This window comes from Sulfuriferula sp. GW1 (assembly GCF_047300855.1).
Lineage (GTDB): Bacteria > Pseudomonadota > Gammaproteobacteria > Burkholderiales > Sulfuriferulaceae > Sulfuriferula.
Window position 1 is genome coordinate 850,402 of sequence record NZ_CP170197.1, and the last position, 14,847, is coordinate 865,248.

At 56.9% G+C, this 14,847-nt stretch carries 12 protein-coding genes; 7 read left to right on the plus strand and 5 right to left on the minus strand.

Annotated elements, in window-relative coordinates; all coding sequences use genetic code 11:
* Positions 1-120 precede the first annotated feature (120 nt).
* The 4 genes from ACFDAU_RS04365 to ACFDAU_RS04380 all read left to right on the plus strand — a co-directional run bounded on the left by ACFDAU_RS04365 (position 121) and on the right by ACFDAU_RS04380 (position 4,450).
* A complete protein-coding gene (locus tag ACFDAU_RS04365) occupies positions 121-1,092 on the plus strand; it encodes a hydrolase (RefSeq protein ID WP_413438794.1) in 972 nt (323 codons plus the stop codon).
* 85 nt (positions 1,093-1,177) lie between these two features.
* Positions 1,178-2,554, plus strand: a complete 1,377-nt coding sequence (locus tag ACFDAU_RS04370; protein WP_413438795.1) for a phosphomannomutase/phosphoglucomutase — start codon at positions 1,178-1,180, stop codon at positions 2,552-2,554.
* Positions 2,555-2,561: 7 nt separating this feature from the next.
* Complete coding sequence (gene mog / locus ACFDAU_RS04375; protein WP_413438796.1) at positions 2,562-3,104, plus strand: molybdopterin adenylyltransferase; 543 nt, start codon at positions 2,562-2,564, stop codon at positions 3,102-3,104.
* A 395-nt stretch (positions 3,105-3,499) separates the two neighbouring features.
* Positions 3,500-4,450, plus strand: coding sequence for a DUF2971 domain-containing protein (locus ACFDAU_RS04380; RefSeq protein ID WP_413438797.1), 951 nt, complete (start codon positions 3,500-3,502; stop codon positions 4,448-4,450).
* A 157-nt stretch (positions 4,451-4,607) separates the two neighbouring features.
* Here the strand turns inward: ACFDAU_RS04380 and ACFDAU_RS04385 are convergent, their stop codons facing one another.
* Positions 4,608-6,494 (minus strand): EAL domain-containing protein, encoded by a 1,887-nt coding sequence (locus ACFDAU_RS04385; protein ID WP_413438798.1) that lies wholly within the window; start codon positions 6,492-6,494, stop codon positions 4,608-4,610.
* Positions 6,495-6,711: 217 nt separating this feature from the next.
* Here ACFDAU_RS04385 and ACFDAU_RS04390 point away from each other — a divergent pair, with 217 nt between their 5' ends.
* Together ACFDAU_RS04390 and ACFDAU_RS04395 are read left to right on the plus strand one after the other, a co-directional pair.
* Positions 6,712-7,176 carry a helix-turn-helix domain-containing protein gene (locus ACFDAU_RS04390; RefSeq protein WP_413438799.1) on the plus strand — a complete coding sequence of 155 codons (465 nt, stop codon included), beginning with the start codon at positions 6,712-6,714 and terminating at the stop codon, positions 7,174-7,176.
* A 299-nt stretch (positions 7,177-7,475) separates the two neighbouring features.
* Complete coding sequence (locus ACFDAU_RS04395; protein WP_413438800.1) at positions 7,476-8,480, plus strand: OmpA family protein; 1,005 nt, start codon at positions 7,476-7,478, stop codon at positions 8,478-8,480.
* 82 nt (positions 8,481-8,562) lie between these two features.
* Here the strand turns inward: ACFDAU_RS04395 and ACFDAU_RS04400 are convergent, their stop codons facing one another.
* Genes ACFDAU_RS04400 through ACFDAU_RS04410 form a run of 3 tightly spaced genes read right to left on the minus strand, consistent with a single transcriptional unit; the run spans position 8,563 to position 13,517 of the window.
* A complete protein-coding gene (locus ACFDAU_RS04400; protein WP_413438801.1) occupies positions 8,563-9,117 on the minus strand; it encodes a CDP-alcohol phosphatidyltransferase family protein in 555 nt (184 codons plus the stop codon).
* Positions 9,118-9,126: 9 nt separating this feature from the next.
* Positions 9,127-12,855, minus strand: coding sequence for an ATP-dependent RNA helicase HrpA (gene hrpA / locus ACFDAU_RS04405; protein ID WP_413438802.1), 3,729 nt, complete (start codon positions 12,853-12,855; stop codon positions 9,127-9,129).
* On the minus strand, positions 12,855-13,517 hold the full coding sequence (locus ACFDAU_RS04410) for an energy-coupling factor ABC transporter permease (protein WP_413438803.1): 663 nt from the start codon (positions 13,515-13,517) through the stop codon (positions 12,855-12,857). The genes hrpA and ACFDAU_RS04410 overlap by 1 nt, the downstream gene beginning before the upstream one ends.
* 77 nt (positions 13,518-13,594) lie before the next feature.
* On the opposite strand from ACFDAU_RS04410, the gene ACFDAU_RS04415 reads away from it, so the two are divergent.
* A complete protein-coding gene (locus ACFDAU_RS04415; RefSeq protein ID WP_413438804.1) occupies positions 13,595-14,260 on the plus strand; it encodes an HAD family hydrolase in 666 nt (221 codons plus the stop codon).
* Between the two features lie 89 nt (positions 14,261-14,349).
* Here the strand turns inward: ACFDAU_RS04415 and ACFDAU_RS04420 are convergent, their stop codons facing one another.
* Positions 14,350-14,793, minus strand: a complete 444-nt coding sequence (locus ACFDAU_RS04420; RefSeq protein WP_413438805.1) for a DsrE family protein — start codon at positions 14,791-14,793, stop codon at positions 14,350-14,352.
* Positions 14,794-14,847 lie beyond the last annotated feature (54 nt).

A 14,847-nucleotide genomic window follows, 5' to 3' on the forward strand; every position in this document is an offset into this window, starting at 1 on the left:
ATGTGCCAAGTTTCAACTCAGGCCGTTTTGATATACTGGCAACAATGAATCCGGAAATAAATCCCTCTGCTGCGAAACCGGCTGGCAGTGGTTCATGCGCGACCTGCCGGAATAGATGCCATGCCATACCGTGTCACTGAATATCAGGCACCTGCCTGGTTGCCGGGCGGCGACTTACAAACCATCTACCCCTATTTCTTTGCGCCGGTTGCTCAAATGGACTATCGGCGCGAGCGCTGGGAACTGCCGGATGACGATTTTCTCGACCTCGACTGGATGGACGCGGCCGCGGATGCGCCGCTGGTGGTGTTGTTTCACGGTCTGGAAGGCAACTCGCGCGGGTTTTATGCACTGGCCCTGATGCATGCAGTCAAGCAGCGCGGATGGCGCGGCGTCGTGGTGAATTTTCGCGGCTGTTCGGGCGAACCCAATCGACTCCCGCGCGCCTATTTTGCCGGCGACAGTGCCGAGATCGATTACGTTCTCAAGCGCCTGCAGCTGAAGAACGGCCATGCTGCAGTGTATGCGGCCGGCGTGTCACTGGGAGGAAATGCCCTGCTCAAATGGCTGGGTGAAATGGGCGAAAATGCCATGGCGCTGATCACCCGCGCGGTGGCGATTTCCGCGCCGCTGGATCTTACCGTTGCCGGACATAGCCTGGACAAAGGCATTAACCGCTATACCTACACTGCAAAATTTTTATACACGCTCAAGCAAAAGGCGCTGCAAAAACTCGACGCCTATCCGGCCTTGTATGCACGCGAACAGGTCAAGGCCGTCTCCTCGCTGTACGCCTTCGATGACCTGGTGACGGCGCCGTTGCATGGCTATCAGGGCGCGGACGATTACTGGCGGCGCGCGTCCAGCAAACCGGGCTTGATTCATGTACGCGTGCCTACTTTGCTCATCAACGCGCGTAATGACCCGTTCATGCCAGGCACAGCGCTGCCCGGTGCTGGCGAAGTTTCACCTGCGATTACCCTGGATTTCCCGGCGCAAGGCGGTCATGTAGGATTTCTGCAAGGGCCTTTCCCCGGCAATGTGAATTGGCTACCGCAACGGGCGCTGGGTTTTTTTGAGACCGGCCAATGACGACAACGTCACACAGGTAGAATAGTCTGACCATAACCACACAATTCAGCCGCGTGCGTTCTTATTTTTATTATCAGGAGTTCTCATGACTACATTTCCAAAAGAAATTTTCAAGGCTTACGATATTCGCGGCATCGTCGGTAAAACACTCACCCCGGAGATCGTCGAGGCCATCGGTCACGCGATTGGTTCGGAAGCGGCTGCACGCAGCCAGACCGCTATCTGCATCGGCCGCGACGGACGTTTGTCGGGCCCGGAACTGGCCGCAGCGCTGGCGCGCGGCATACAGAAGGCCGGCATCGACGTGATCGATCTGGGCATGGTGGCCACACCGATGACCTATTTCGCGGCTTACGAGCTCGACACGCATTCCGCCGTGATGGTCACCGGCAGCCACAACCCGCCCGACTACAACGGCTTGAAGATGGTTTTAGGCGGTGAGACCCTGTCCGGCGACACCATCCAGGCGCTGCGACTGCGGCTGGAGAACAACGACCTCGCGCAAGGCAGCGGCCTATACAGCCAGCACGACATTGCACCCGCCTATCTGGATCGCATCGCCGGCGACATCAAGCTGGCACGCCCGATGAAAATCATCGTCGACGCCGGCAATGGTGTGCCCGGCGCGTTCGGCCCGGAACTGTACCGCCGCCTGGGTTGCACGGTGGAGGAGATGTTCTGCGAGGTGGACGGCAACTTTCCCAATCACCATCCCGATCCGTCGCAGCCGAAAAACCTGGTGGACCTGATCGCCCGGCTGAAAACCAGCGACGCGGAAATCGGTCTCGCCTTCGACGGCGACGGCGACCGCCTGGGCGTGGTCACCAAGGACGGCAGCATCATCTTCCCGGATCGCCAACTGATGCTGTTCGCCGATGATGTATTGAGCCGCAACCCGGATGCCGAGATCATTTTCGACGTGAAATCCACGCGCAAGCTGTTCGACTGGATCCGCGCGCGCGGCGGACGTCCGCTGCTGTGGAAAACAGGCCACAGTTTCATCAAGGCCAAAATGAAGGAAACCGGCGCGCTGCTGGCCGGGGAGATGTCCGGTCATATCTTTTTCAAGGAGCGCTGGTACGGCTTCGACGACGGCATGTATGCCGGGGCGCGCCTGCTCGAATACCTGAGCAGGCAGGCTGATATCAACGCCACCCTGCATGGCCTGCCGGACACCGTGAATACCCCGGAACTCAACATCACCATGGCCGAAGGCGAACATTATGTGCTGATGGACAAGCTGCAAAAAAACGCGCGTTTCCCGGATGCCCGCGAAATCATCACCCTGGACGGCTTGCGCGTGGAATACGCCGACGGCTTCGGCCTAGCGCGGCCTTCCAATACCACGCCGGTGATCGTGTTGCGCTTCGAGGCGGATACCCAGGCCGGCATCGAACGCATCCAGGCCGATTTCCGGCGCGTGCTGCACGAGGCCGCACCGGCGCTGGCGTTGCCGTTCTGAGGCGGCCATGGATACGATTCATATCGGCCTGGTTTCCATCTCCGACCGCGCTTCCAGCGGCGTGTACGAAGACAAGGGTATTCCCGCGCTGAAAGAATGGCTGGAAGCCGCATTGCATAACCCATGCAGCTTCGACACCCGGCTGATTCCCGATGAACAGCCGCTGATCGAAGCCACGCTGAAAGAACTGGCCGACCAATGCGCTTGCGCGCTCATTCTCACCACCGGCGGTACCGGCCCGGCGCCGCGCGATGTGACGCCGGAAGCCACGCGCGCTGTAGCGGATAAGGAGCTGCCCGGATTTGGCGAGGCGATGCGCGCAGTGGGCCTGAAATATGTACCCACCGCCATCCTGTCGCGCCAGGTCGGCGTAGTGCGCGGTACCAGCCTGATCCTGAATTTGCCGGGCCAGCCCAAGGCGATCAAGGAAACACTGGATGGCGTGTTTGCGGCCGTGCCCTATTGCGTGGACCTGATCGGCGGGCCTTATATGGAAACCCGGGAAGACGTGATTAAGGCATTTCGGCCGAAGAGTGCGCAAAAACCTTAGCGATTGAATAGCATGGATCACCTGTCGAGGGCGAGTTTAGTGCAAGGGACGGGAACAGGTAGTGAAAAATAATGGTGGTTTGTCCCCGATTTGCACTCGCCAAACGCACGCGACGATATAAGCGGCGCTAAAACAGGATGAAGCACTTGATCCATTGCAGATATTGCGTTTGCGTGCGGATAACTGCAATGCTTGAAGCGGATTTTTCCCCCACTTGATCCAGCAATTTAGGCGCTGTTAACGGTGAAGAAATTTCCATAGTTCGTAGGATAGGCTAAAATAATGCAACACAATGGAATTGTTACAATTTTAATTTTTAAAATAAAAATAGGCAGATATTATTTGACGCAATATCTTGCGTCAAATAATAGCTGCCTACATTACGTTAGCCATTTATGGATTTCACATCACCTAAAGAGAATCGATTTGGTTTTTTAAGAGCCCGTTTTGACACTGATTACAAACGTAAACATTTCGATATCGATTTGTTTTCCTATAGCGGGTCAACTATTAGTCATTACACTGACTTAAATGGGCTATATGGAATAGTCGAATCTGGTGGTTTTTGGTTATCTGATCATAGGTTTTTGAATGATAGTGAGGAATTTGAAAATGGGAGAAAGTTAACAAAGAGCCTTCTGGAAAGGCTCTCAAAAAAACGCCGTTATAGCGAATTTTATGAAATTTTGAGCGGAGCTATCTCGCAAATAGAAAATTATTGCGAACAAGCATATTACGTCTGCTCTTTTTCAAAAAGAGGGGATAGTCTAGATCAATGGAGGTCGTATGCAAGAAATGGTCAAGGTATATCAATTACCTTTGACAATAGTAGAAAATCGCTAAGTCATTTTTTTGCCATGCCAATACTATCAGTTAGCAAAGTAATTTATGAAGATGTTGAAAAGGTGAAAATACTGCTAAGAACAATTAGAAAATATAAATATGAGTACCATTTAGATAAGAAACATGGAAACGATGTTGATGTACAAGCCTGGGTGACTGATCTATCCACATGGCTTGCAATGGAATTTATTCACTTTAAACACCCTGAATATTCTTCTGAGCAGGAAGTAAGGCTTATCGTCGCCACAGACCATTTGCACCATTTTAATGATGTAAAGCATCGCGTCAGTAAAGATAGAATAGTGCCGTACATAAGCTCAAAAGATATATACAACAGTTCATTTGTGGAGCATGTAGGCACTGAATTACTTCCAATCTTAGAGGTTAGGGTCGGACCTACTGTAAATCAAGAGTTGACGGCAAAAAGTATAAAAGAATATCTTGCTAGAAAAGGGTATGCATCGGTTAAAGTCATTCAATCAAACGTTCCATACAGGGGTTAACCCTCCATATATGGACTCCCTCCAAAGCAACGGGGTCAGGTCTTGCAGTGCAACATCCACTCACGTTTTACATCCAGAAAATATGTTAATGCAAGACCTGACCCCGTCGTTTTCGCAAGACCTGACCCCGTCGCTTTACGCTAACGCAGCGATTAAATCAGCTTTTCCTGTCTTCCCAAGCAGCAACCCAAGGCATCACCTCGTATGCCGGCATCGGTTTGGCAAACCAGTATCCTTGGGCTTCGTTGCATTGACACGCCATCAAAATAGCCAGTTCCGCATCGCTTTCGGCCCCTTCCGCAAGCACTTCCATCGATAGATTGTGCGCCAGTGAGGTGATCGCGCGCACGATCGACTCGTTGGCCGGTATGTGGTCGATTCCTTGAACAAAAGACTGATCGATTTTGAGTCGATCAATAGGAAATCGTCTCAGGTAATTCAGGCTGGAGAAGCCTGTGCCGAAGTCGTCGATCGCCAGAAAAATCCCCATACGCTTCAATTCGTTCAGAATGGCTAGCACAGCGCCGACGTTGTGCATCACGATGCTTTCCGTCAGTTCGAGTTCGATATGGCTGGGCGCGATACCGGTTTCGTTCAGAATCGCCCGCACTTGCTCGACGAAATCCGCCTGACGGAACTCGAGGGCGGAAATATTGATGGAGACCCTTAGTGTTGCGTGATGGGCGTCGATCCATTGCCGGCATTGCCGGCAGGCTTCGCGCAGAACCCAGCGTCCGATTTCCACAATCAAACCATTTTCTTCGGCTGTCGGAATGAAATGTACCGGAGACAGCAACCCGTGCTTGGGATGGCGCCAGCGGATCAGCGCCTCCACGCCGACCATCTGGTTTGTAGCCAGACAGATCTGCGGTTGATAATGCAACACAAATTCGTTGTTTCTGAGTGCTGCCCGCAGGTCGCTCTCCAATGACATGCGATCAGGACTGTAAATCGAAAGACCTGGAATATATTCCTGGAAACCATTTCGACCTTTGGTTTTCGCTTCGTACATGGCGGTATCAGCCTTGGCGAAGAGGCCATCGATTTCGGCATCGTCGGACGGAAAGATCGAGGTGCCGACACTGACGGTGACGTATAGCTCCTTGCCCATCACCTGGAACGGCTCTCTCATGGAATCGACAACGCGCTTGGACAGCATGCTGATTGAGCCCGCGTCTTGCGGCGTATCCATCAATATCGCAAACTCATCGCCGCCCAGGCGGCCCACCGTATCGCAATCCCGGGAACAGGATTGCAGGCGCTCGGCCAGGGCGACGAGGAGTAGGTCGCCGAAACGGTGTCCCATAGAATCGTTGATCTGCTTGAAGCGATCCACGTCGATAAACAGCAGTCCGACCAGCGTATCCTTGCGAACCGCTTCCCGGCACGCCTGCGTGAGGCGATCGTTGAACAGCATTCTGTTCGGAATTTTGGTCAACTGATCGTAGTGCGCCAGGTAATATAGCTCGTCCTGTTTGCGATGAGTGATGTCCTGGAGCAGGTCATGCCCATTGGCGATGCCGGCGTATTGTTGGTTCTGGGTCACGATGAATCCGCTCACCATGTGTTGCATTCCGGCATCGATGATGATCTGGGCGACGTCATCGATGCTGCTTGCTGCGTCTACCATGATTGGGGTTTTGCTCTGGTACGTCATCTGCTTTGTGTTCAGGAAATGGACGATGGTTTTATTGCCGTACACTTCCCGGACGTAAGGACGGCTGAAAAATTCCAGAAAAATGTGCCGATCGAGAAGGGTGATCGCCTTGTTCGCGGAATCCACCACCGGCAGGGCATAGAGGCTTTCTTCGTCCAGGAAGCGGCTCACTATGTCCATGCAGATGGTGGTTGTCGCGACCGGCGATACATATCTGAGCAGGCGACGAACAGACGGGCTGTCGGGCAATTCAGAGGCGACGATGTTAGGGTATCGGTCCATTCTTGTTCCGTTCCTCGGTCTTGCTGATTCTTCCGCAACCATGGATGCCAGACTATTTTGATCCAGTGCGGGGTGGTACTTGATTGAGGTCAGGTCATCGAGCATATTGTTCTTTCTTGTAGATTAGGCCATGCCAGATTGGTACGCTTTTACATCTCGTTTGCATAGGTCAAGACGCAATATGCTATGGCTGTATTGCATTCTTATTACTCAGCATGGATGCGCATTGAAAATTGATCAGCCTGCGGCCCCTCGTATGTACCAAACCGAAAGGACCTCTTGTAAATCGTCCACCTGAATTGACTCGACTTTTGCATTTAGCATGGTGAAGCGGCTGGAAGCTTGGCCGTGGGGCAGCAACCTCGCCACCTGCGCTCAGGCGCCTGCGCCGGAGTGGTTGCAGACCGACTGGATCCTGGCGCAATTAGGGCGCCAGCGCAGCCGCGTGATCCGGAAACGCGTGGCGTTCGTGCATGAAGGTGCGCGCTTGCCGAGCGTGTGGTCACAGTTGCAGGGTCAGATTTATCTGGGCTCGGAACCATTCGTGAAAAAGATGCAGATGCAAATCGAAAAGAAACCGGCGCTGGATGAAATCCCGCGTGCGCAGCGGCGCGGGCTGACCCGGCCGCTGGCGGATTTCGAGCGGCGCTACGACCGCAACGCGGCGATGGCGTGCGCGTACCGGTCAGGCCAGCACACCATGGCTGCGATCGCCCGGCACTTCGGCGTCCACTACTCGACGGTGACCAGAATGGTCAGCGCGTATGAAGATTCAGGAAAGCGTTGACGTTTTGGTCACGGTGTTTTGTGAAGAACATGCAAACCCTGTATGGACTGAATAGGTAGATCAACTGTCTCCGGATGCCTGATTCCAATTTGCAATAAAACCGATTACCGCGTTGGCTTCGTCATCGCCCCCTCCTCGCCGCCTTGCTCTCCTTTCTATTGCGAATTGGAATAAGTGCGCTAACGCACAGAACATCGGCCTTCATTCAAGCTAAATTGCAAAAGCTGCTATGCATGATATGAATAACATAAGTAACGGCTCGCGATCTGTATGACACTTTATGACTTGAGGAGAACACTATGTCCCGCATTACCCGTACCCTGGCCGCGCTATCTTGCACAGTCGTTGCAAGTCACGCGCTCGCCGCCGAATTGGATACGCGTTTGTATCTGACGCCGTCGGTCAATTACACCGTTACCGACAGTGACTGGTACCACAAGCAAGGGATCGACAATGATTTCGGTTTTGGTCTGGGAGTTGGTAAAGCAATCAGCCAGAACTGGAATCTGGAACTGAACAGCAACTACGCCGAATACAATATCAAGAACGGGACGGGCACTCTTAAGAACACCGGATTGGGCCTGGATGCGCTGTACATCTTTAACCGTAACGCCAGCTTCTCCCCGTATGCGCTGGTCGGGGTAGGCGGTGTCCAGACACGCGCGCCGGGCATTTCCGAAACCAACTGGGCAGCTAACGCCGGCCTGGGTGCCATGAAGTGGATCAAGGACATTGCCGTGCGCGGTGATGTGCGTTACCGCTACATTCATGACATGGGCGGTGTGAATCCGGGCGACTGGATTGCTACTGTCGGACTGATGATCCCGCTGGGTTCGAAACCGACACCGCCGGCACCGAGACCGGAACCGGCCCCGGAGCCTGTGGCGGCCACCGCTCCTGAGCCAACTCCGGCACCTGCACCTGCTCCGGTCGAGCAGCCGGCCATGGAGCGTCCTGCACCACAGACCAAGATCATCCTGGAAGGAACCAACTTCGATTTCGACAAGGCAACGCTGCGTCCCAGCGGCAAGGCCAAGCTGGATAAAGATGCCGAGATGCTGAAAACCTATCCGGATATCAATGTGGAAATCGCCGGGTATACCGACAGCATCGGCACAGCGAAATACAATATGGGTCTATCCAAGCGGCGTGCCGCGACGGTTAAAAAATATCTGGAAAGCAAAGGTGTTGCCGCCAGCCGTATGACCACCAAAGGTTTCGGTGAAGCCAAGCCGATAGCCAGCAACAAGACGGCTGCGGGTCGTGCAGAAAATCGCCGCGTGGAAATCCTGATCCTCAACTGATTTGTTGCAGATCATTTGAAGCCGGGTGGCGCAAGCTGCCCGGCTTTTTTATTGTCTGGCGCAAGTGCGAACAAGCGCCAGATCACAGCGTTGCCGCCCTGCGCCCCCATAGCCAGACATATTGCGCGCCGGATGTCAGCGCGGTAAACAGCACCAGATAAAACAGCGGCGCCAGCCATGCGGTCAAGGGCAGGAGTGTAGCGGCGTCAGCGATGACCAGTCCGGCCAGTGCGAATTCCAGCAGGGTATGCAGTTTACCCAGCCAGGTGGGCGCGACTTCCAGATGTCCGGCGCGGCGCCGGTAGGCCAGCGCGCCGCCGATGATCACCGCATCGCGCACCACAATCGCGCCGAGCAGCCAGCCCGGCAGCAGCGTCAGCCACACCAGTACCGCCAGCGTGGACAGCAGCATGAGCTTGTCGGCGATGGGGTCGAGGGTGGCGCCCAGCTCGGTGCGCTGGTTCAGAATGCGCGCGAGAAAACCATCCAATGCATCGCTCAATGCGGCCGCGATGAATACCCACAATGCCCAGTCGTAATAGCCGACGGTCAGCAGCCATACCACCACCGGCACCAGGATCAGGCGCAGCAGGGTGATGCTGTTGGGAATATTCAGTTGCCGGGCAATTGGATGCATTGAACCTCCTCAGTGCAATACATTCTCCCACAGTTTTTGCAGGCGCTTAACAGATACCGGCTGCGGGGTTTTCAGTTCCTGCGCGAACAGGGAAATGCGCAGTTCCTCCAGCTGCCAGCGGAATTCGTCCAGCGCGGGGTCGTCGATGGCGGCCTTGCGGTGCTTGTCGAGGCGCGCGCGGTATTGGGCGGTGAGTGCGATGAGTGCAGCGGTGTGGCGCTGGTCGTGTTCCAGCCGTGCAGGCAGCTTGGACAGCCGAACATTGATGCCCTTGAGATAACGCGGCAGATGCTGGAGGCGCGTCCACGGGGTCGTGCTGATAAAGCCCGCGTAGACCAGATGCGACAATTGATCCTGAATGTCCTTCACGACGTGCGGCCACGGCGCCTTGAGCTTGCCCAGAATCTGGGTGTGCTCGTCCAGCACTTGCCCCACCGTGCGGGAGAGGGCATCTGCCACAGTTTTGAGTCGTGCCCGCGCTTTGGACAATTGAGCCTCGAACTGTTTTTGCGTGCGCGGCAATTCGTCATCGCCCAGGCAGGCGCGCTCGGCGATGGCGCGGATGAGTTCCTCGCGCAAGCTGTCGGCATCGCCCAGGCTGCGGTAGGCCAGCGCCAGCCGGGTAAGATCGGGCAGGTTTTTTTCCAGGAATTTGAATTGCTCGGTCAGGGTGAGGCGGAACAGGCGCGTCAGCCCGGCACGGTGTGCGCGTTCTGCCGCCTGGCGCGTATCGAACAGCCGCAGCGCCACGCTGTCCTTGTCGTCGGCGAGGGCAGGGTAGCCGGTAACCGCTTGCCCGGCGCGGTCGAAGCGCAGTTCTTCCGGAACGTCGCCGAATTCCCAGCGCTTGAAACCGGTTTTTTCAAACGTCGTATCCTGCGCGCGGAAGGTCAATTGCGCGGCTTCGCCCAGCTGTTTGCGCAGCGCGATCAGATCGCGTCCGGATGCCAGCTCGCGGCCGTTGCTGTCGATCACACGGAAATTGGCGCGGAGATGTGCGGGCTGCGCATCCGTCCAGTCCGCCGGGCTCACTTTCAACCCGCTGCGCCGGGTTAACGCATCGGCCAGCGCTTCGGTCAGTGCTCGGCTCGGCGTCAGCGTTTCCATCAATGCCGTGACGCTGTCCGGAACCGGCACGAATACACGGCGCAGCTGCTTGGGAAGCGCCTTGACATACCAGGTGAGTTTTTCGCGCAACATGCCCGGCACCAGCCAGTCGAAGTGCCAACCCGGCACGGTATTGAGCAGCGCCAGCGGTATGGTTACCGTCATGCCGTCGAGCGGATGGCCGGGTTCGAAGCGATAGCTCAGCGGTAACGAGATGGCGTCGATGGTGAGTGCCTGCGGAAACCAGTCCGCGGTCACCGACTCCGCACCGTGGCGCATCAGGTCGTCGCGGGAAAGGTACAGCAGACGCGGATTTTCCCGCTCCGCGTCACGCCGCCATTGGTCGAAACCGCTGCCGTTGACGATCCCGGCCGGGATACGCGCATCGAAAAACGCGAACAGGCGCTCCTCGTCGACCAGCACATCCTGGCGTCGCGCCTTGTGCTCCAGCTCGACGATTTCCTCGATGAGTTGGCCGTTGTGGGCGAAGAACGGCGCACGCGTGTCGTACTCTCCCGCCACCAGCGCGCTGCGGATGAAAATGCGGCGGCTCTCCACCGGGTCGATGCTGCCGTAATGCACGCTGCGCCGCGGCACGATGGTCAGGCCGAACAGCTGTACCTGCTCGAAGGCCGATACCTGGGCGGTTTTCCTCTGCCAGTGCGGGTCGAAATAATTGCGTTTCAACAAGTGCGCGGCGACGGATTCCAGCCACTCGGGTTCGATCCTGGCGACGGTGCGGGCATACAGCCGCGTGGTTTCGGTGAGCTCTGCCGCCATCACCCATTTGGGCGATTTTTTCGCCAGTGCGGAACCGGGGTGGATGTGGAACTTGATGCCGCGCGCACCCTGGTAGCCGCCTTCGTCCATTTTCACGCCGATGTTGCCGAGGAAACCAGCCAGCAGCGCCTGATGGATGGCCTCGTATTTGGCGGCTTCTTCGTTGATGCGCAGTCCCATCTCTTTGGCCATGCTGGCAAGCTGGCCGTGTACCTCGCGCCACTCGCGCAGGCGCTGCGGATTGAGGAAGTGCTCACGGCATTCATCAATGAGCTTGCGGTTGGATTTCTTGTGCTTCAAGGCCTCATCGTAAAACTGCCACAGCTTGAGCAGCCCGATGAAATCGGAATGCTCATCGGCAAAGGCTTTGTGGCGGTCGTCGGCGGCGCCGGTTTGCGCCGGCGGGCGCTCGCGCGGGTCCTGCACCGACAGCGCGGCGCAGATCACCAGCGCTTCGGCGAGGCAACCCGACTGTTGCGCGGCGAGCAGCACACGGCCGATTTTGGGGTCGAGCGGGAGCTTGGCCAGCTGTTTGCCGATCGGTGTGAGACGGCGCTGGTCGGTGACCGCGTTGAGCTCTTCCAGCAACTGGTAGCCGTCGGCAATCAGGCGCGGCGCGGGAGCATCCAGAAACGGGAAATCCGCCGCTGCGCCCAGGCGCAATGCAGACATGCGCAGAATCACTCCGGCCAGCGAAGTGCGCAGGATTTCCGGGTCGGTGTACGCCGGGCGCGCGCTGTACTCGAGTTCCGAATACAGCCGGATGCACACCCCGGCCGCCACCCGGCCGCAGCGCCCGGCGCGCTGGTTGGCGGAAGCCTGCGACACCGGTTCGACCTGCAGCTGATCCACCTTGGTGCGCGGCGAATAGCGCAGCAGGCGAACCCAACCGGGGTCGATCACATAGCGGATGCCGGGCACGGTGAGCGAGGTTTCCGCCACATTGGTGGCGAGCACGATGCGGCGCGCGTTGCCGGGATGGAAAATGCGTTGCTGTTCCTGCACCGACAGGCGGGCGAACAGCGGCAGGATTTCGGTATGCGGCGGATGATGCTTGCGCAGCGCTTCAGCGAGGTCGCGGATTTCGCGCTCGCCCGGTAAAAAGATGAGGATGTCGCCTTCACCCAGCCGCGCCAGTTCGTCGGTGGCATCGAGGATGGCCTGGGTCTGGCGCTCTTCGTCGGTGTCGCGGGGCTTGGCGGCGTCGGTCGCGCGCTCCGGCGCTTCGATTGGGCGATAGCGGATTTCCACCGGGTAGGTGCGCCCGGATACCTCGATCACCGGCGCGCCGCCGAAGTGTCTGGAAAAGCGTTCGGCGTCGATGGTGGCCGAGGTAATGATGACTTTCAGCTCGGGGCGGCGTGCCATCAACTGGCGCAGGTAGCCGAGCAGGAAATCGATGTTCAGGCTGCGTTCGTGCGCCTCGTCGATGATGATGGTGTCGTAGGCGCGCAGGTCGCGGTCGCTGCTGGTTTCCGCCAGCAGCATGCCGTCGGTGAGTACCTTGATCACGGTGTCATTGCGCACCTGGTCGGTGAAGCGCACCTTGTAGCCGACGCCTTCGCCCAGGTTCGTACCCAGTTCCTGCGCCAGCCGTGCCGCCACCGTGCGCGCGGCAATGCGGCGCGGCTGCGTGCACGCGATGCGGCCGATCACACCACGTCCGGCTTGCAAACAGATTTTCGGCAACTGTGTGGTTTTGCCCGAACCGGTGGCGCCGCACACGATCACCGCCTGATGGGTGCGGATGGCCGTGGCGATTTCATCGTGGTGCGCCGATACCGGCAGCGCCTCCGGATAGTTTAGGGCGGCCGGCTGCCAGAACCGGGGCGCGACGATGTCAGGCTGCATCACTTGCGGTCTATGTAGTGCTTGTCGTCAAAAGTGGCGACCCAGTGGGGTTTGTACGCCACCAGTACCGTCATGATCATGCCGGTGGTCATCGCCTCCGACCAGGCCATCAACAGATAGTAAGGCAGGTAATTCCCCAGCAGATAATCGAATGGATAGTCTCCCGCCAGCGCCAGGGTCCAGCTTGCGGCAAAGCTCATCACCGCGATGGTGATCCCGGCCCCGAAGAAAGCATTGAAAAAAATATAGATAAAAAAATGATTGGGCAGTTTGCTGTCCACCAGCCGGTAAATCCACCAGCTTACCGTGACCGGCAGCACCACCATGAGCAGGCCGTTCAGCGCAAAAGCTTGCCAGGTGCCGTCCCATGCCGTGGACAGTAATAGCGTCAGCGTCAACGCGAGAATGGCAAACCAGGGACCGAACAACAGAGTGAGCGCCGTGGCGCCCAGCAGATGGAGATTCAATCCGGGCTGGATGCCTGCCCTGATCTGCCAGAACGCCAGCACGGCCACACTTGCCCCCAGCAGCAGATTGAACACCCCGGGTTTTTTGAGCACAGCCCAGGGCGCGGCGAGCAGTGCCCTGGCCAGCACCGCAGCAAATAACAGCAGCGAAACGAGCAGCCAGGAGTGTGGAATCAGGGCATTGGTGAAGTTCATCTGGAGAGATCGGGCGGAGCGAAGTAAACGAGCAATTTTACGCTATACTCGGCTGGGTTAAAATCCTGGAGCACATTATGAAACTCGTTCTGTTCGATCTCGATAACACCCTGCTGGCCGGGGATTCGGACTTCGAGTGGGCGCAATTCCTGATTGAGCAGGGCGTGCTGGACAGTGAGCTGTATGCGGCGCGCAATCATGCGTTTTACGAGCAATACAAGGCGGGCACGCTGGATATCCACGAATTCCTCGATTTCCAGCTAAAGCCGTTATCGCGCCACGCGCGCGCCCAGCTCGACGCCTGGCACGCCGATTACATGCTGCAAAAAATCCTGCCTATCATGACCTCGGCTGCGAAGGCGCTGGTTGAGCGCGAACTGGCCGATGCCGACCTCGTTGCAATCATTACCGCCACCAATAGTTTTGTTACCGCACCCATCGCGCGTGCTTTCGGCATCTCGCATCTGATTGCCACCGAGCCCGAATTGGTTAACGGCGTTTACACTGGTCGCGTGGCAGGCACACCCTGCTTCCGCGAAGGCAAGATTGTGCGTCTGCATGAATGGCTGGCCAGCCTCGGCAAGACCTTGGGCGACTTTGAGCAGAGCTGGTTTTACAGCGATTCGTTGAATGACTTGCCGCTACTCAATCTGGTTACCCATCCGGTGGCGGTGGATCCCGACGACACGCTGCGTGCCCAGGCAGTCAGGCAGGCGTGGCCAGTGCTGAGTTTGCGCAGTTAAAAACCGGATTGCCGTCTGTGTAGGTAGCGAAGTGCTTCAACAGGCAGAAAAGAAAAAGGCCGCCTGATGATAATGGCGGCCCCTTCAGTTTACATCTTGATTTGTGTCCAGCCTTCATGGTCCCGCTTAACGATTTCACCAATGGCGCCCGGAACGACTTTCACCCCGGCGATCAGATCCTTGGGCGACATATGCAGGGCTTTCATGGTATTGCCGCAAGCCACAAATGAAACGCCATAATCAGACAGGCTTTGAACGTGCTCAGCAACCGGAGAGCCCTTGGCCAGCATCTTGATACCCGCACCCCATGCCACCACTTCTACTTGCGCCTTGTCCATTCCGACAACCTGCATGATCTGAGTCGCATTGTTGACAGCATTATGCCAGGTGACCGGGTCTGCACTATTGACCTCGAGCAGCACCTTAAAACCGGCCGCTTTTGCATGTTCGGAAGTCGTGGTTGCCGTGTGCGCAATGGCTGCGCCGCAGGAAAAAACGAGTAATAAGATCATGGAACGAATGAAGTGGCGCACAGGAAACCTCCGATTATTTTTAAAGTAATGAAATGCCCATATCCAAGGATAAGA